Here is a 16,228-nt window from a genome sequence, read left to right as displayed (position 1 = left end):
CATCGTCAGTTCCGCGGGCGAACGGCGGGTCGTCAGCTCCAGTCGAACTCGGCCGGGTCGGGGCCGATCCGCTTGCCGGAGTCGACGGCGGCGATCGCCGCGAGGTCCTCGGAGTCCAGCTCGAAGCCCGTCACGTCCAGGTTCTCCCGGATCCGGGCCGGGGTGACCGACTTCGGGATGGCGATCACGCCGCTCTGCAGGTGCCAGCGCAGCACCACCTGGGCCGCCGAACGGCCGTGCTTCTCGGCGATCTTCAGCAGCGCGGGCTCGGCCAGCAGGTCGCGGCCCTGGCCCAGCGGGCTCCACGCCTCGGTGGCGATGCCGTGCTCGGCGTGGAAGGCGCGCAGCTCGGCCTGCGGGAAGTACGGGTGCAGCTCGATCTGGTTCAGCGCCGGAACGACGGAGGACTCCTTCACCAGCAGCTGGAGGTCCGCGACGCGGAAGTTGGAGACGCCGATCGCCCGGACCCGGCCGTCGGCGTGCAGCTGCTCGAAGGCCTGCCAGATGTTCAGGAAGGACGTGCCGTGCATCGGGCGCGGCCAGTGGATCAGGTACAGGTCCAGCTGCTCCAGGCCGAGCTTGGCCAGCGACTCGTCGAAGTCGCGCAGCACCCGGTCGCGGCCCTGCTCGCCGGACCAGTCGACGGTGCCGGAGTTCCACAGCTTGGTGGTCACGAACAGCTCGTCCCGGGCGACGCCGGACTCGGCGATCGCCTGGCCGGTGCCCGCCTCGTTCTCGTAGATCGCGGCGGTGTCGATCGAGCGGTAGCCCGACTCGATCGCGGTGCGGACCGCCGGGACGGCCTCCGCGTCCGGCACCTGCCAGACGCCGAAGCCGAGCTGCGGGATCCGCACGCCGTTGTTCAGCGTGATCGAGGGGATCGGGGGTACTGCGGGAGTGCTGGTCACGAGAAGGGGTGCCCTTCGGTTGTGCGTGGTCTGTGGTGGGCGGAGGCCCTCGCAGGCGCTTCTGGCAGGCGCGTCTGGCTTCTGGCTTCTGGCTTCTGGCTTTTGCGGAGGCTTCCAAAAGGGCCGCAACCGGGACGAACGGCGGAGTATTCCCGCTGTCGACCCCGGGGTGTGTCCTCCGGACGGGTGAATGGGCAGGGGAGGCGGTGGTGGTGCTGCGGTCGGCGGGCGGGCCGGGCGCAGACTGCCAGCGTGACCAAGACTTCAGGTGGCTCTCCGTCCAGTACCCGGCGCAGTGAGATCGGCGGCGTTCCGACCCGGTGGATCGGGATCGGCGTCATCGTGGTGCTCGCGATCTGGTTCCTGTTCGCCAACCTGGACAAGGTGAAGATCCAGTTCTGGGTCTTCACCGTCACCTGCCCGCTCTGGATCGCCCTGCTGGCGACGCTGATCGCCGGGACGGCACTCGGCTGGCTGCTGAAGGGCCGGAGCAGCAGGTGACTGCCCCGCAGGAGGCCGCGGGGCGGTCGACCGGAGAACCGCTGATCGAACTTCGGCGGGTGAACAAGCACTACGGGCAGCTGCACGTGCTGCAGGACATCGACCTGACGGTCGGCCGGGGCGAGGTCGTGGTGGTGATCGGCCCGTCCGGGTCGGGGAAGTCCACGCTGTGCCGGGCGATCAACCGGCTGGAGCCGGTGGAGAGCGGCGACATCCTGATCGAGGGCCAGCCGCTGCCCGCCGAGGGCAAGGGCCTGGCGAAGCTGCGCGCCGAGGTCGGGATGGTGTTCCAGTCCTTCAACCTGTTCGCGCACCGGACGGTGCTGCAGAACGTGACGCTCGCCCAGATCAAGGTCCGCAAGCGCGGCAGGGCGGAGGCCGAGTCCAGGGGACGGGCGCTGCTGGAACGGGTCGGGCTCGCCGCGCACGCCGACAAGTACCCGTCGCAGCTGTCCGGCGGGCAGCAGCAGCGGGTGGCGATCGCGCGGGCGCTGGCGATGGACCCGAAGGCGCTGCTGTTCGACGAGCCGACCTCGGCGCTCGACCCCGAGATGATCAACGAGGTGCTGGAGGTGATGCGCTCGCTGGCCGCCGAGGGGATGACCATGGTGGTGGTCACCCACGAGATGGGCTTCGCGCGCTCCGCCGCCAACCGCGTGGTCTTCATGGCGGACGGGCGGATCGTCGAGGACCGCGTCCCCGAGGAGTTCTTCGCGAACCCGCAGAGCGAGCGTGCCCGGGACTTCCTCTCCAAGATCCTGAAGCACTGAGGCGGCGCGGTGAACCAGCGGTACGTCCTGCGCGTCGTGGCCCTGCTCGTGGTGCTGCCCGGTCTGGCCGGTCTGTCGGGCTGCGGCAAGGAGGGCACCCCGCCGCCCAAGGGCCCGCAGCCCAGTGCGCTGCCCAGCTACGAGGTGCGCAGCAACACCGTCACCGGCTCGCCGACCCTGGACGCGGCCCGGGCGCGCGGGCGCCTGGTGGTCGGCGCCAAGGAGGACCAGCCGTACCTGGGGCAGAAGAACCCGGCCACCGGCGAGTACTCCGGCTTCGACATCGAGATCGCCAAGATGGTCGGCGCCTACCTGGGCTTCGCACCCGACCGGATCGAGTTCCGCACCATCGCCTCCGCCAACCGGGAGACCGCGCTGCAGAACGGCCAGGTGGACTACTACGTGGGCACCTACACCATCAACGCCAACCGGAAGAAGCTGGTCGGCTTCGCCGGCCCGTACTTCATCGCCGGGCAGGCGCTGATGGTCCGCAAGAACGAGACGAAGATCAACGGCCCGCAGGACCTGGCCGGGCGGAAGGTCTGCTCGGCCGCCGGGTCCACCCCCTACCAGCGGATCCAGACCGACTACCCGAAGGCCCAGCTGGTCGGCTACGACACCTACTCGGCGTGCGTGGACAACCTGATCAGCAACCAGGTCGACGCGGTGACCACGGACAACGCGATCCTGCAGGGCTACGTGGCGAAGGTCCCCGACGAGTTGAAGATGGTCGGCGAGCCGTTCTCGACCGAGCCGTACGGCATCGGCGTCCCCAAGGACGACACCGTGCTGCGGATGACGATCAACGACGCGCTGCAGCTGAACATGGACAACGGCAACTGGAAGAAGGCGTACGACGCGACGCTCGGCCTCTCCGGAGTGCCCGCGCCGCCGCCCCCGGCCATCGACCGGTACAACTGAGCGGGGGCGCGGATGAAGGTCCTGACCGACAACTGGTCCACCTACTGGCACGGCTTCCTCGGCACGCTCTGGCTGACGCTGGTCAGCGCTGTGCTCGCGCTGGTGCTGGGGGTGGTGATCGCGGGCTTCCGGGTCTCGCCGGTGAAACCGCTGCGGGCGTTCGGCACCGGGTGGGTGACGGTGCTCCGGAACACCCCGCTGACGCTGCTGTTCTTCATCGTGGTGCTGGGGCTGCCCCGGTTCTCCATCACGCTGCCGTTCTTCACCTTCGCCGTGCTGGCGCTGGGCTGCTACACCTCGGCGTTCGTCTGCGAGGCGCTGCGCTCGGGCGTGAACACGGTGCCGGTCGGGCAGGGCGAGGCGGCGCGGAGCCTGGGCATGACGTTCGGTCAGACGCTGAGCCTGGTCGTCATGCCGCAGGCGTACCGCTCGGTGGTGGCCCCGCTGGGCAGTGTGATGATCGCGCTGGCGAAGAACACCGCGATCGCCGGGTCGTTCAGTGTGGTCGAACTGCTCGGCACCTACCGGACCATCAACGAGCTGGGCTACAGCATCGTCTGGACCTTCGTCTGGATCGCGGTCGGCTATCTGATCATCACGCTGGCGATCAGTGCCCTGTTCAACGTGCTGGAGCGACGGGTGGCGGTGTCCCGATGACGGTGGAGTCCTCCGCGCTGTACGACGTCCCCGGGCCGAAGGCGCTGGCCCGGCACCGGCTGTACGGCATCCTGGCGCTGGTGGTGATCGCCGCCGTGATCGGCTGGGTGATCTGGATGCTGTTCCACACCAACCAGTTCACCTACCAGAAGTGGATGGCCTTCCAGTACAAGGGCGTTCAGGAGCTGCTGCTGCGCGGCCTCGGCAACACCCTGAAGGCGTTCGGCTGGACGGTGCTGTTCGCGCTGCCGTTCGGCGCGCTGTTCGCCGCCGGGCGGCTCTCCGACCACCGGGCGGTGCGATGGGTGTCCACCCTGGTGGTGGAGTTCTTCCGGGCCATGCCGCTGCTGGTGATGATCTTCTTCATCTTCGTCGCGCTCAAGGTCGAACCGCTGTGGGCACTGGTGGCCGGCCTCACCCTGTACAACGGCTCGGTGCTGGCCGAAGTGTTCCGGGCCGGGATCCTCGCCGTCCCCAAGGGGCAGAAGGAGGCCGCGTTCGCGCTCGGGCTCCGCAAGACGCAGGTGATGACGTACGTGCTGGTGCCGCAGGCCGTCCGGGCGATGCTGCCGACCATCGTCAGCCAGTTGGTGGTCGCGCTGAAGGACACCTCGCTGGGCTTCCTGATCACCTTCGAGGAGTTCCTGCACGCCGGGAAGCTGATCGCCACCAACCTGGACTACGACCTGCCGTTCATCCCCGTGGTGATGGTGATCGCGCCGATCTACATCGGCATGTGTCTGCTGCTGTCCTGGCTGGCCAAGTGGCTGGAGCGGCGCGGCCGGCGCAGCCCGCGCGAGGGGGCGACGCCGGTCGCCGACGCCGGGCCGGTGCTGGACGCGCAGGGGTGAGGAGGAGTTTCGCTGGGGTGGGGGAGCGCCGCGCAGGGGTGAGGAGGAGTTTCGCTGGGGTGGGGGAGCGCCGCGCAGGGGTGAGGAAAAGATCGGCGGTGCGGTGCGGGGATCGGTTAGGGTCGTTCGGTTCGTGACCGTGCGTAGACCGGGAGTTGCCGAATGTCCGTGCTGCCCAGCCGTCAAGGCCTGCCCGAGGCCGAAGTGATCGACCGGCGGGAGGGTCCGTACGGCGAGGTGGCGCTGCGGCGGCGCGGCGAGCAGTACGAGATCATCGCGAACGGGTGCTTCCTGATGGACACCGCGGACGGGCGCTCCGAACGGCTGCTGATCCAGGCGGCTCTGGACTCGCTGGACGGGTCCACCGGGCCGAGTGTGCTGATCGGGGGGCTCGGGGTCGGGTTCTCGCTGGCGCACGCGGCAGCCTCGGGCCGGTGGGGGCGGATCGCGGTGGCCGAGCGGGAGGGGGCGATCATCGACTGGCACCGGACGGGCCCGCTGGGCGCGTTCTCGGCCGGCGCGCTGGACGACCCGCGGGTCGAGGTGCTGCACACCGACCTGGTGGCGTACCTGGCGTCGGCGGAGGAACGCTACGACGCGCTCTGCCTCGACATCGACAACGGCCCCGACTGGACGGTCACCGAGGAGAACGACGCCCTGTACGGCCCCGTCGGCCTGGCCAACGCCGCCGACCGGCTCCGGCCCGGCGGGATCCTCGCCGTGTGGAGCGCCCAGCCGTCCAGCGCGTTCGAACAGGCGCTGCGGGACGCCGGGTTCACGGACGTCCGCACCGAGGAGATCGCCGTCGAGCGCGGCGTGCCCGATGTGGTGCACCTGGCGCGCCGGGCCGGGTGACGCGGACGGCAAGTGGCCGGATTTGGTGGGGAAGATGTGCGGGAGACGCGTTCCCAGCGGAGCTCGCGTGCGGCATGATCATCATCATGGCGGACGAGAAGACCGACCTCCTGGCGTGCCTCTGGGACGAGTTCAGCGCCATGCGGTTTCCCAGCGGCTGGTACGACCAGGAGCCCGAAGGCACCTGTCTGGTCACCCTGGACACCATCCTCACCGGATTCGCCGCCACCGTCCTCGACGGGCCGCCGCTCGGCGCCCGCCACCGCGAGTACCTGAGCCGGCGAACAGCCCTGCTCGGGGACCTGCTGCCGACGTTCGGCGTCGACGGCTACGCCTCGCGGTACTTCGTCGCGCTGTACCGGATGGCGATGCTGGCCGAGGAGATCGACGCCGAGCGTGGGGCGCGCTGAGGCGGGGATGCGCTGAGGCGGGGGCGGGCTGGGGTGTGCTGAGGCGGGGGCGGGCTGGGGCGTGCTGACCTTGGGTCAGGCCGCGGTGTTGGACAGGACGGTGCGGAGTCGTTCGACCTCGCGGCGCCAGGTCGGGCCCTCGTCCGACTCGTCCCAGAGTTCGGCGAGTTCGGAGTCGTCGCTGAGGACGCCGGCCAGGGCGTCCAGGGCGAGTCGGCGGAGGTCCGGGTCGAAGTGCGGGAGGGGCTGGGCGGGGCCGTAGGCGGTGGTGACCGGGGCGCCGCCCGGGCACTGGGCGGCCACCAGGGCGGCCGCGGCGACGATCTGGGCACCGTCGTCGGCGTCCAGATCGTCGAACTCGCCGACAGCGCCGCCGAGTACGGCGCGGATCAGGGCCTCGCGCTGCTCCGGGGCGGCCTCGTCGAGGTCGCCCGCGAAGTCGGCGGCGGTGTCGTTGTCGAACGGACCGATGTCCCAGGTGCCCATGGTGATCTCTCCTCCGGGTGGGTGGAGGTCGATCGTCGCAGTGGGGGCTGACAGGCGGTGGTGAGTGTCGGGTGGTGGACGTCGGGTGGTGGGCGTCAGGTGGAATGGGGAACGGCGAGCCCCGGGGTGGGGCTCGCCGTTTGGTGGGTGAGGGGCAGGGTTAGCCGAAGGGGTTGTTGGCCGATGAGGGCGGCGGGGACTGTGGGGCGGCTGCTGCGGCCGGGGCCGGGGCGGGTGCCGCGAAGGGGTTGAAGTCGGCCGGGGGGACCTTGACGAGGCGTCCCTTAGTGGGGTCGGCCGCTTCGGGGGCCGGCTCGGGCTCGGTGGCCCGCGCTGCGGCCGGGGCCGGGGGCGCGAACGGGTTGAAGTCCGCCGGGGGCACCTTGACCAGACGTCCCTTGGTCGGGTCGGCCGGCTCCGGTGGGGTGGCCGGGGCGGGGACGGCCGGCGGGGCCGTGGGGCGGGGCGGAATGTTGCTGGGCGTGCCGGTGACCGTGCCGAAGGGGTCGGACGGTTCGGCGGACAGGACCGTGCCGAACGGGTCGGCGGAGGCCGTGCGGGTGGGCGCGGGTGCGGCGGCCGGGGTCGCGGGTGCCGGGGCGGCTGCTGCGGCCGGGGCGGGTGCGGGTGCCGCGAAGGGGTTGAAGTCGGCCGGGGGGACCTTGACGAGGCGTCCCTTGGTGGGGTCAGCGGCTTCGGGGGCGGGCTCCGGCTCGGTGGCCTGCGCTGCGGCCGGGGCCGGGGCCGGGGGCGCGAACGGGTTGAAGTCGGCCGGGGGCACCTTCACGAGGCGTCCCTTGGTCGGGTCGGCGGCCTCGGGCTGAGGCGCGGGTGCCGGTGCCGCGGCGGGGGCCGGGGCGGCGGCGGGTGCGCCGAAGGGGTCCGGGGTGCCGAAGGGGTCGGCGGCGGCCGGGGTCGCGGGTGCCGGGGCGGCTGCTGCGGCCGGGGCCGGGGCGGGTGCCGCGAAGGGGTTGAAGTCGGCCGGGGGGACCTTGACGAGGCGTCCCTTGGTCGGGTCGGCCGCTTCGGGGGTCGGCTCGGGTGCGGGTGCGGGTGCGGGCGCTGCGGCCGGGGTCGGGGTGGCGGCGAACGGGTCCGGGGCCGCGAAGGGGTCGGGAGCGCCGAAGGGGTCGGCGGCCGGGGCCGCGGGGGCGGCCGCTACGGGGGTCGGGGTGGGGGCGGGTGCCGCGAAGGGGTTGAAGTCGGCCGGGGGGACCTTGACGAGGCGTCCCTTGGTCGGGTCGGCCGCTTCGGGGGCCGGAGTTGCGGCGGGCGCGGGCGCGGTGGGGGCAGCCGGGGGCGCGAAGGGGTTGAAGTCGCTCGCGGGGACCCGGACCGAGGTGCCCGTGTCCGGCTCCTGCCGGGCGACGGGGGCCGGGGCGCCGAACGGGTCGGCGGAGGCCAGCACCGGGGACGGCTGGTGGGCCGGAGGGTCGGTCGGGGCGGGTGCCGCGAACGGGTTGAAGTCGCTCGGCGGCACCCGCACCGACGTACCCGACGGGGCGTCCGGCTGCCCGGGCGCCGCGACCGACACCGGCGGGGCGGCCGGGGCGGCAGTCGGTGCGGTGGGCTGTGCCGGATCGGTCTGGGCGTGCGCGGGCACGGCCCGGCCGACCGGGACCGGGGCGGGGGCCACGGCCACACCGTCCCAGGCGAGTTGGACCGAGCAGAGCAGGTCGGCGAAGACCGAGGTGTAGACGTCCCAGTCCTCGGCGTCGGAGGTGGTCAGTTGCACCGACAGGACCGTCGCCCCGTCCGGCATCGGCACGAACGCCTCGACCACCGAGCTGTGCACCACACCGCCCGGGCGCTCGTCGCGCAGCTCCTTCAGGGCGGGCATCGACCGGTTCTCCACCAGCACCGCCGCCGGGCCGGCCGGCAGCAGCACCGTCCACACCTCGGCGTGCGGGCGCTCGGTGGACAGTTCCACCGCCAGCTCCTGGATCGGCTGCGCGCACGGGACCGTCGACACCACCAGCGTGACCCGCGAACGGCGGCCGTTCACCAGCAGCGTCGCGACGCCCGCGTAGGCGACGTTCGCGGCGGAGAACTGCTCCGCCAGCAGGGCCGCCACGACCGCGAAGTCGTTGCGCTCGGCCGGGGACGCGCCGGAGAACAACTCCTCGGCGGTCTCGGCGAGATGAGCGGACAGAGCGTTGCCCGACCCGCGCACCGTCAGGGTGTGGAAGGCCGGCGGGACCACCATGCGGGCCTCGACGCCGGAGCCGGTCGACAGTTCGTCGGGGGCGACGGTGACGCGGGGCTCGGCCAGCGCCGCGAGGGACTGGGTGAAGCCGGCCAGCGGCTCACTGTCGACGGCGGTCGGCTCGGCGTGCACGCGCAGGGCGGCGGCTGACGGGCCGTCGGTCAGGTCGAGGGCGGAGGCGGCGAAACGCTGCGTCAGAACGGGGACGGCCTCGCGGCCGGCGCTCGCGTTCGGGCGGCGGTTGCCGGAGACCTCTATCACCGTGCCGAGCTTCGGGACGGAGAGCAGGCCGGGGCCGATCTGGCTGATCCGCAGGCCGAAAAGGGCCTTGGCGGCGGGGTGTTGGGGCCGGCGGAACGCGGTGAACGCGTCGACGGGGTAGTAGGTGGCGCGGCTGCCGAGGAGTGCGGCGCACGCCGCGTCCAGTGTGGCCGTGATCCGGTCTGCGGCGGCGAAGCCTGCCTGCGTCATTCGCCGAGCCCCCTCGTTCTCGGGTGTGGACAGTTCAGGCACTTTTTATCAGACGTGGACGACGCAGGCTGAGGGGTCGTTCGGGGGTGGGGGTTGGTGGGGCTGGTGGGGTGGGTGGGGAATGCCTGCGGTGCGGGGTGGAGGGCGCGGTGGGGGAGGGGGCGCCTTCGGCGAGGAGTGGCGTGTGGGGAGCGGTGTGGACGACGCAGGCTGAGGGGTCGTCCGGGGGTGGGGGGTGTGGGTTGGGGGTCAGGGGGTGGGTGGGGTGGCGAGGTGGAGGAGGGTGGGGGTGAGGGTGGCGAGGGTGGTGGTGAGGTCGCGGATGAGGCGGGCGGTGGGGCCGTCGGGGGTTTCGTTGGTGAAGAACTCGGTGACGAGGCCGGCGAGTTCGGGGTCGCGGGTGGCGGCGACGGCGAGGGAGGCGACGAGGTCCTGGACCAGGTGGAGTTGCAGGGTCTCGACGGGGACGGGCTTGTCGGCGAGCCAGTCGAGGGAGCTGATCTCGGCGTTGGCGATCCACGCGCGGACGGTGCGGCGCAGGGTGGGGCTGGGGTTCGCGAGGCCGAGGTGGCGGAGGATCTGCTCCTGGGCGGCGCGCCGGACCTGGTCGATGACGGCGTCGGCGTCGGGGCTGGCGGCGACCGAGCCGCCGCGCAGCAGGGCGGTGAAGCCGGCTTCGTGGGACTGGACGAAGTCCAGGTAGCGGCCCATGACGCGGTAGAGGCGCTCGGAGACGGGACCTTCGGCGGTTTCCTCGAAGCGTCCGGCGAGCTCCCGGCCGGCCCGGCGCAGGGCCTCTTCGTAGAGGGCCTGCTTGCCCGGGAAGTAGTGGTAGACCAGCGGGCGGGAGGCGCCGGCGGCGGCCGCGATGTCGTCGATGGAGACATCCTCGGGGGCCCGGTCCGAGAACAGTTCCAGGGCGACCGCGATGAGTTGTTCGCGGCGTTCGTCGACGGTGAGCCGCCGCCGGGGGGTGCGGGCGGGCTGCTGTTCCTCCGCGCGGGGCGCCACGGACGGCGTACGGGAAGCCATGCGGCACACCCTAGTTCGTCGAGGTGGCGCGGGACAGCACGGACGGGGTGGTCAGCCGGTGGCGCGCTGTTCCAGGTAGCGGCGCCAGGCCTCCCGGCCGTCGGGGACGAACTCCCAGGTGGCGAGGCGGTCGGCGAGTTCGTCCTCGGTGAGCCAGGTGTACCAGGCGACCTCCTCGGTCTGCGGGGAGACCGGGCCGTCCCACTCGGCCTCGTGGACGTCCGACCACCAGCTGAAGCGTTCGCCGTCGGTGTAGCGGAAGCGGAACAGCGGGCGGGTGCGGATGCCGGTGACGCCGAGTTCCTCCTCGGCCTCGCGGACGGCGGCGTCCGCGTAGCTCTCGCCGGCGCCGACCACGCCGCCGACGAAGCAGTCGTGGGCGCCGGGGGCGAACGCCTTGGTGTCGGTGCGGCGGTGGGTGAAGATCCGGCCCTGCGGGTCGCGGACCAGGACGAAGACGCAGCGGTGCAGCAGGTTGTCGCGGTAGACCTCGGAGCGGGGTGCGGTGCGCAGCACGTGGTCGTGTTCGTCGACCACGTCGACGAGTTCGTCGGAGGGGGAAGCGGGAGAAGGAGTGGCCATGTCGCCATTCTGGCCCGGGGCGGGCGGTATCACCCGAAAGAGTTGGTATGCGGAGCGGCGGGGTGGGGAAGGTCAGCTATCGGGTCGTCAGATAGCAACTGCTGGAGGGATGTTGAGGAATAGCGTCACGCTTCTGTCCGTCGCCGCCGCCCTGTTCGGGCTCGGCACCGTGCTGCCCGCGACGGCGGTGCCCGCGCCCGCCGCCGTCCGCTCGGGGCTCGACTGCCTCACGTGGGTGCACAACAACGACCCGCTGACCGGAGGGGTGGACTGCACCAACAACACCGGAGCCCCGATCACCTTCCATGCCGACATCGTGTGCGGCCTCGCGCCGGACGTCACGGGCACCTCGGTGACGGCCCAGCCCGGGCAGACGCAGGAGTCGGCGGGCCACTGCGCCTTCTACTCCTCCGGCATCGGCCACATCGGTTGGACGGTGGAGTGATGGAGTAGCGGTGTACCCATCGGGACGAGGCCCCGCCGCAGGTGGCGAGGGGTGCTGTCTAAGGTGGGCGGGTGGAGATCCAGGGTTTCACGGCGGACGGTTTCGAGCCGGTCAGGGCGGCCTTCGAGGGCAACTTCCGGAAGTACGGGGAGTTGGGTGCGGCGTTCGCGCTGTACGTGGACGGCCGGAAGGCGGTCGATCTGTGGGGCGGTGACGCCCGGCCGGAGGTGGGGGCCAGGCCGGCTCCGGCCGTGGAGTGGGAGGCGGGCACCGCGCAGGTGCTGCGGTCGGTCACCAAGGGGCTGACGGCTTCCGCCGCGCTGCTGCTGGCGCAGCGCGGGCTGCTCGACCTGGACGCCCCGGTGTCCGCGTACTGGCCGGAGTTCAAGCAGGCCGGCAAGGAGCGGATCCCGGTGCGGTGGCTGCTGTCGCACCAGGCGGGCCTGCCCGCGCTGGACGTGCCGCTGCGGATCGAGGACGTGCTGGCGTGGGATCCGGCCGCGGCGGCCGTCGCCGCGCAGGCTCCGGCCTGGGAGCCGGGCACGGCGCACGGCTACCACCCGCTGACGTTCGGCTGGCTGGTCGGCGAGGTGGTGCGTCGGGCGTCGGGCGGTCGCAGCGTCGGGCGGTACTTCGCGGAGGAGATCGCCGGCCCGCTGGGGCTGGACCTGTGGATCGGCCTGCCCGCCGCCGAGTCGGGCCGGGTCGGCCGGCTGGTCGACCTGCCCGCGCCGGAGGCGGCCAAGGCCGGGCCGGGCGGGATGCGGATGCGCCCCAAGCAGTCCGTGGTGGACGCCTACCGGGACCCGCGCTCGCTGACGGCCCGTTCGTTCGCCTCGGTGCGCAGCAGCGTGGACCTGAACGACCCGGCGGTGCAGGCCGTCGAGGTGCCGGGGGCGGGCGGCATCGGCACCGCCAGGTCGCTGGCCCGGTTCTACGCGGCGCTGATCGGCGCCGTCGACGGGGCGGACGGGGCCGGGGAGCGGTCGTCGGCGCTGTTCGGGCGGGCCACCCTGCCCGAGGCGGCGGGGCCCTCGGTGCAGGGGCCGGACCGGGTGCTGATCGTCAACACCACGTTCGGCCAGGGCTTCTTCCGGCACAGCGGCACCGCGCCGATGGCTTCCCCGGCGAGCTTCGGCCACCCGGGCCGCGGCGGTTCGCTGGGCTTCGCCGACCCCGAGCTGGGCATCGGCTTCGGCTACGTCACCAACGGCATGCAGCCGGGCGTCACCGGGGACATCCGTTCGCGGGCGCTGATAACGGCCGTTCGGGAGTGCCTGGCGGGCCGGGTCCAGCGGTCGCCGGCCCGGTGGGGGGCGTAGGTCAGGCCTGGCCGGTGTCGAAGCGGCTGACCCGGCCGTCCGGGGAGACGGTGAACCTCCATGCGGTGCGCATCTCGCCCCAGGCGTCGTTGCGGAAGTCGGCGACCAGGGCGCGGCCGCCGGACTTCTCGGTCTGCACCTCGATGTGGCCGTGCGAGGAGAAGATCTCGCGGTCGACCCAGTCCGCCAGGTCGCGATCGGAGCCGTCGTCGGACATCGTGGCGTCGTCGGTGAGGGCGGCGAAGAAGGCGTTCCGGTCGCCCGAGTTGACGGCGCCGAGCAGGCGGCGTACGGCGGGGTCGGAGAGCTTGTCGACGGCGATGGTCATGAGAGTTCACTCCTTGGCGGTCGGGCGGGGGGTGTCACGGGGGGTCGGACCCGTCGGGTCGGACACTGACCCGACGTGACCACGTCGGACCGCCGTTCGCCAGCCCTTCTGGGCCGGTCGGAGCCGGTGCGCCACCGGTGCGGGCACGCTTAGGCCCCGGGCGCGTGGCGCGGGCCGGGGCCGGGGGAGTGGTGTGGTGTGATGTCCGGATGGGCGCCTCCGTGCTGCGGCCGGGGAAGCCGTGGGGCGCCGTCGGACAGTCAGGGAGCCGTCACCAGAGCTGCTCCCACCACCAGGCGATCTCCGGGTAGGGCGGCGGCGTGAGCCGGCCGTCGGCGGGGCGGTCGGCGCGTTCGGCGATCGGGATGACGCCGGGCGGCCGGGCGGTGTATCGGGCGGAGGTGAATCCCCACTCCAGGTTCCCGCTCACCAGGTTGGCCAACTGCTGGATGTAGCGTCTCAGTTCGGGACCGGCGCGGCGGCCGGCGCGGTCCGAGAGGCGCAGGAACAGCACCATGGTGCGGTCGTGCAGCGCGGCGGCCTCCAGGAGAGCCTGCTCCCTGGGGCAGCCCAGATGTCGCTGCAGCGCGTCGACGATATTGCTCTCCAACGCGCCCTGGCTGTCCTCGCGTTTGTAGGAGTAGACGTCGGCGGAGACCAGCACCAGGAACTTGGCGGCCTCGGTGAGCGCGTGCACCCGGGGCGAGTCCAGCTGCGACTGCGGGACGGCGGTGCGCTCGCAGACCTCGATGATCTCGATGCAGGAGCGGCTGCCGCGGTCCAGCGGCCCTATCGTCAGGTACTCGGAGAGCGTCATCGGTCGGCCCTGGGCGCGGTACGCGGTGACGGCGGCGGCGCCCATGAAGGACTCCAACTGGCTGTCCGCCCAACGCTTCACGGCCACCGCGGGGGCCCAGTCCCGGGCCCGGCGGAACACGTCGCGCACGGCGGAGACGTAGAGATCGGACTCCTCCGGGTGGGAAGGCGTGGAATTGATAACGGCCAGTAGTGTGGCTGCTATCGTGAGTACACGGGAGGGGTCCCGGCTCAACCGGCCGGTGTCCCACTCGTCGTCGAGCGTGAGCATGCTGCACAGCCACTGCGAAACCAGTTCCAGCCCCGTGATGCCCTCGGCGTCGCTGGCGATCCGGCAGACGAACTCGTGTGCGCCGATGGCCAGGAGGCGGCGGCGGCGTTCCGCGTCCCGGGCGAATCCCATCGTGTCGAGCCAGAGTTCGGTGCTCTTGCCGACCGCCTCGTGCGCGGGATGCAGGGACGAGGGGATGGGGCAGAAGAGCGGAGGTATAGCAGCCAACGTATCTCCAGGGCGGGCTGGTGTGCGGAAACGCAAAACGGTTCGGGCTTGCGCCCGGCGTCGGTCTTCCCCCGCAAAGATCGAATACACCTGGAAAACCGGAAAGAGTTAGCCTAGCTGATCCTCAGTTGCCGCGGTCTGTAAGGGATTTGCCCCTGACCAGGTGAACTGACACTCCGTTCGGGCCCCGGCCTGCGGGAACGCCGCCCGCGCGGCCCGTGGCGACGCTATGGTCGGAAACGGAGTGGCGGTAAGGCGAGTCGGAAGGACGGACGTGGCCGAAGAGCAGAGCGGGCCGCAGGAATCGGCGGTGGTCGGCGAGGGAAAGGCCGCCCAGCGGCTTTGGGAACGCGACAGTGAACTCCAGTCCGCCGAACAAGCTGTGGACAAGTTGTGTCGAGAGTTTGCAGCCGGCGGCACAAAGATCGGTGAACTGCTGCTGTTCTCCGGACCTCCCGGCATGGGCAAGACCACCATGCTCGAACAGGTCCGCCGGATCGCCGGCGCCCGCAAGGACCCCACCGTACTGTTCGCCCGCGGCAGCGAACGGCAGAAGCACGAACCGTTCCGCGTCCTGCGGCAACTGCTGCTGCCCGTCCTCGGCGACCTCGACCCGGACGAGCGCACCGACGTCTTCGGCAACTGGTACAACATCGTCGCGCCGGCCATCGGCCTGGAGCCGCCGTCCGACGAGGTCGAGCGGATCGACCCGCAGGGCGTGCACGACGGCCTGGACTTCGTCATCACCCAACTCGCGCCCCGGCGGGCCCCGTTGGTCGTGGTGATCGACGACCTGCACGCGGTCGACCAGGAGTCGCTGACCTGGCTGGCCTCGTTCGTGCTGCGCGCCCGCGAACTGCCGGTGCTGCTGGTCTTCGCCTACCGCCACGAGTTCGACGACGTGGCCCGCCCGCTGCTCCTGCAGATCCTCGACCGCGCCGAGCGCCGGCACGAACTGATGCCGCTCAACCCGCTGTCGATCGCCGAGATCGTGCACAGCGAGTTCGCCGAGGCCGACGACGCGTTCTGCCGCCAGGTGTGGGCCGTCACCGCCGGCGCCCCGTTCGACACCGTCGCCCTGCTGCGCGAGGTGCGCGACCAGAACCTCGAACCCGTCGAGGAGAACTCGCCCCGGCTGCGCGACCTCGCCGCGGCCGCCCGCGGTCAGGGCCGCGACTACTGGCTCGACAAGCTCGGCCCGACCATCATCCAGTTCGCCTGGGCCGCCGCACTGCTCGGCACCGAGATCAACGAGGAACTGGCCGCCGCGATCTGCGCCCAGGGCCCGGCACAGGCCGCCCAGTCGGTCCGCGAACTGCGCCGACTGCGGGTGCTCACCAGCCAGCCCAACGGCAGGCTCGAATTCGTGCACCCGCTGATCGCCACCTCGATCTACCAGTCGATCCCGGAAGCCACCCGCACCGGCATGCACGGCGTCGCCGCCACCGCGATCGAGGACCGGGGCGGATCGCTGCTCTCCGCCTCCCGCCACCTGCTGGAGACCCACCCCGGCGAGGGCGACGACCTGATGGTCCGCAAGCTGCGCCGGGCCGCCGCCGAGAACCTCGCCATCGGCGCTCCCGAAGCCGCCCGCCGCTGCCTCGAACGCGCTCTCGCCGAGCCGCCGGACGAGGACGACCGCGCCGAGGTGCTGTACGAACTCGGCAGCGCCGCCCTGCTCACCGACCCCGACGCGACCGCCAACCAGCTGCGCCGCGCACTCGACATCGAGGACGGGCTCAGCCCCGACCTGCGGGTCGAGGCGGTGTTCCGGCTGTCCGAGGTGATCGCCCACGGCGGCGACCTCACCGGCGCCGCCCGGCTCTGCCTGAGCGAGGCCGAGACCACCCCCGAAGGCCTCGGCAAGGACCGGCTGCTGACCGCCCACCTGCTGTACACCGCCCTCCAGCGCGACGAGGACAACGGCCCCGACCGGGCCCGCAAGGTCACCGAACTCGCCGCCCGGATCGACGAGGAGAGCGAGGCCTCCCGGCCGGTGCGCGCCCTGCACGCCTGGGACCTCACCCTCAAGGGCACCCCCACCGCCGAGGCGCTGCGGGCCGCCGAGGACGCCCTGGTCAACGGCCGGCTGCCACGCAGTCTCGGCTGGACCAACACCACCTGGAACTTCGAACTGCCCGCGCTGCTCGGGCTGTGCTTCGCCTACA

The 16,228-nt window shown here is 72.1% G+C and carries 17 protein-coding genes; 10 read left to right on the top strand and 7 right to left on the bottom strand.

The window, feature by feature from the left end; genetic code table 11:
* Positions 1 to 32 precede the first annotated feature (32 nt).
* Positions 33 to 908, bottom strand: a complete 876-nt coding sequence (locus AMK19_RS18830) for an aldo/keto reductase (RefSeq protein ID WP_073813154.1) — start codon at positions 906 to 908, stop codon at positions 33 to 35.
* Positions 909 to 1,160: 252 nt separating this feature from the next.
* Between AMK19_RS18830 and AMK19_RS18825 the strand changes: the two genes are divergently transcribed.
* From AMK19_RS18825 to AMK19_RS18795, 7 genes are all read left to right on the top strand, one after another.
* Positions 1,161 to 1,409: a LapA family protein gene (locus AMK19_RS18825; protein ID WP_083647045.1), complete on the top strand. Its 249-nt coding sequence runs from the start codon at positions 1,161 to 1,163 to the stop codon at positions 1,407 to 1,409.
* Between the two features lie 41 nt (positions 1,410 to 1,450).
* Positions 1,451 to 2,179 carry an amino acid ABC transporter ATP-binding protein gene (locus tag AMK19_RS18820; RefSeq protein WP_073813775.1) on the top strand — a complete coding sequence of 243 codons (729 nt, stop codon included), beginning with the start codon at positions 1,451 to 1,453 and terminating at the stop codon, positions 2,177 to 2,179.
* A 9-nt stretch (positions 2,180 to 2,188) separates the two neighbouring features.
* A complete protein-coding gene (locus AMK19_RS18815; protein WP_443135022.1) occupies positions 2,189 to 3,100 on the top strand; it encodes a glutamate ABC transporter substrate-binding protein in 912 nt (303 codons plus the stop codon).
* 12 nt (positions 3,101 to 3,112) lie between these two features.
* Complete coding sequence (locus AMK19_RS18810; RefSeq protein WP_073813153.1) at positions 3,113 to 3,757, top strand: amino acid ABC transporter permease; 645 nt, start codon at positions 3,113 to 3,115, stop codon at positions 3,755 to 3,757.
* The gene (locus AMK19_RS18805) at positions 3,754 to 4,608 is read left to right on the top strand and encodes an amino acid ABC transporter permease (protein ID WP_073813151.1); all 855 of its coding nucleotides are present in this window, start codon (positions 3,754 to 3,756) and stop codon (positions 4,606 to 4,608) included. The genes AMK19_RS18810 and AMK19_RS18805 overlap by 4 nt, the downstream gene beginning before the upstream one ends.
* A gap of 162 nt (positions 4,609 to 4,770) precedes the next feature.
* The gene (locus AMK19_RS18800; RefSeq protein WP_073813150.1) at positions 4,771 to 5,463 is read left to right on the top strand and encodes a spermidine synthase; all 693 of its coding nucleotides are present in this window, start codon (positions 4,771 to 4,773) and stop codon (positions 5,461 to 5,463) included.
* Positions 5,464 to 5,549: 86 nt separating this feature from the next.
* Positions 5,550 to 5,873, top strand: coding sequence for a hypothetical protein (locus AMK19_RS18795; RefSeq protein WP_143200288.1), 324 nt, complete (start codon positions 5,550 to 5,552; stop codon positions 5,871 to 5,873).
* 75 nt (positions 5,874 to 5,948) lie between these two features.
* Here AMK19_RS18795 and AMK19_RS18790 read toward each other — a convergent pair whose 3' ends face one another.
* From AMK19_RS18790 to AMK19_RS18775, 4 genes are all read right to left on the bottom strand, one after another.
* Complete coding sequence (locus AMK19_RS18790) at positions 5,949 to 6,359, bottom strand: DUF4259 domain-containing protein (RefSeq protein ID WP_073813147.1); 411 nt, start codon at positions 6,357 to 6,359, stop codon at positions 5,949 to 5,951.
* 160 nt (positions 6,360 to 6,519) lie between these two features.
* Positions 6,520 to 9,036, bottom strand: a complete 2,517-nt coding sequence (locus AMK19_RS18785) for a hypothetical protein (RefSeq protein ID WP_073813145.1) — start codon at positions 9,034 to 9,036, stop codon at positions 6,520 to 6,522.
* A gap of 249 nt (positions 9,037 to 9,285) precedes the next feature.
* Positions 9,286 to 10,068, bottom strand: coding sequence for a TetR/AcrR family transcriptional regulator (locus tag AMK19_RS18780; protein WP_083647044.1), 783 nt, complete (start codon positions 10,066 to 10,068; stop codon positions 9,286 to 9,288).
* Between the two features lie 51 nt (positions 10,069 to 10,119).
* Positions 10,120 to 10,650: an NUDIX hydrolase gene (locus tag AMK19_RS18775; protein WP_073813142.1), complete on the bottom strand. Its 531-nt coding sequence runs from the start codon at positions 10,648 to 10,650 to the stop codon at positions 10,120 to 10,122.
* A 109-nt stretch (positions 10,651 to 10,759) separates the two neighbouring features.
* Here AMK19_RS18775 and AMK19_RS18770 point away from each other — a divergent pair, with 109 nt between their 5' ends.
* Together AMK19_RS18770 and AMK19_RS18765 are read left to right on the top strand one after the other, a co-directional pair.
* Positions 10,760 to 11,095: a hypothetical protein gene (locus AMK19_RS18770; RefSeq protein WP_073813141.1), complete on the top strand. Its 336-nt coding sequence runs from the start codon at positions 10,760 to 10,762 to the stop codon at positions 11,093 to 11,095.
* Between the two features lie 71 nt (positions 11,096 to 11,166).
* Positions 11,167 to 12,417, top strand: a complete 1,251-nt coding sequence (locus tag AMK19_RS18765) for a serine hydrolase domain-containing protein (protein WP_073813139.1) — start codon at positions 11,167 to 11,169, stop codon at positions 12,415 to 12,417.
* A 1-nt stretch (position 12,418) separates the two neighbouring features.
* On the opposite strand, the gene AMK19_RS18760 is transcribed toward AMK19_RS18765, so the two are convergent.
* The gene (locus AMK19_RS18760) at positions 12,419 to 12,745 is read right to left on the bottom strand and encodes a hypothetical protein (RefSeq protein ID WP_073813138.1); all 327 of its coding nucleotides are present in this window, start codon (positions 12,743 to 12,745) and stop codon (positions 12,419 to 12,421) included.
* A 271-nt stretch (positions 12,746 to 13,016) separates the two neighbouring features.
* Entirely contained in the window at positions 13,017 to 14,060 is a 1,044-nt protein-coding gene (locus tag AMK19_RS18755) for a terpene synthase family protein (RefSeq protein WP_143200287.1), read from the bottom strand.
* Between the two features lie 274 nt (positions 14,061 to 14,334).
* Here AMK19_RS18755 and AMK19_RS34405 point away from each other — a divergent pair.
* Positions 14,335 to 16,228 (top strand): ATP-binding protein (locus AMK19_RS34405; protein WP_158071927.1); only part of this gene is annotated, 1,894 nt, incomplete at its 3' end.

Origin of the sequence: Kitasatospora sp. CB01950 (assembly GCF_001905465.1) — a bacterium.
GTDB lineage: Bacteria > Actinomycetota > Actinomycetes > Streptomycetales > Streptomycetaceae > Kitasatospora.
This window is presented reverse-complemented; position numbering and strand designations above follow the sequence as displayed.

Excerpts from the sequence above, each read along its gene's own strand:
- AMK19_RS18810 (WP_073813153.1), top strand. The coding sequence starts at position 3,113 with ATGAAGGTCCTGACCGACAACTGGTCCACCTACTGGCACGGCTTCCTC.
- AMK19_RS18805 (WP_073813151.1), top strand. The coding sequence starts at position 3,754 with ATGACGGTGGAGTCCTCCGCGCTGTACGACGTCCCCGGGCCGAAGGCG.
- AMK19_RS18800 (WP_073813150.1), top strand. The coding sequence starts at position 4,771 with ATGTCCGTGCTGCCCAGCCGTCAAGGCCTGCCCGAGGCCGAAGTGATC.
- AMK19_RS18795 (WP_143200288.1), top strand. The coding sequence starts at position 5,550 with ATGGCGGACGAGAAGACCGACCTCCTGGCGTGCCTCTGGGACGAGTTC.
- AMK19_RS18790 (WP_073813147.1), bottom strand. The coding sequence starts at position 6,359 with ATGGGCACCTGGGACATCGGTCCGTTCGACAACGACACCGCCGCCGAC.
- AMK19_RS18785 (WP_073813145.1), bottom strand. The coding sequence starts at position 9,036 with ATGACGCAGGCAGGCTTCGCCGCCGCAGACCGGATCACGGCCACACTG.
- AMK19_RS18780 (WP_083647044.1), bottom strand. The coding sequence starts at position 10,068 with ATGGCTTCCCGTACGCCGTCCGTGGCGCCCCGCGCGGAGGAACAGCAG.
- AMK19_RS18775 (WP_073813142.1), bottom strand. The coding sequence starts at position 10,650 with ATGGCCACTCCTTCTCCCGCTTCCCCCTCCGACGAACTCGTCGACGTG.
- AMK19_RS18770 (WP_073813141.1), top strand. The coding sequence starts at position 10,760 with ATGTTGAGGAATAGCGTCACGCTTCTGTCCGTCGCCGCCGCCCTGTTC.
- AMK19_RS18760 (WP_073813138.1), bottom strand. The coding sequence starts at position 12,745 with ATGACCATCGCCGTCGACAAGCTCTCCGACCCCGCCGTACGCCGCCTG.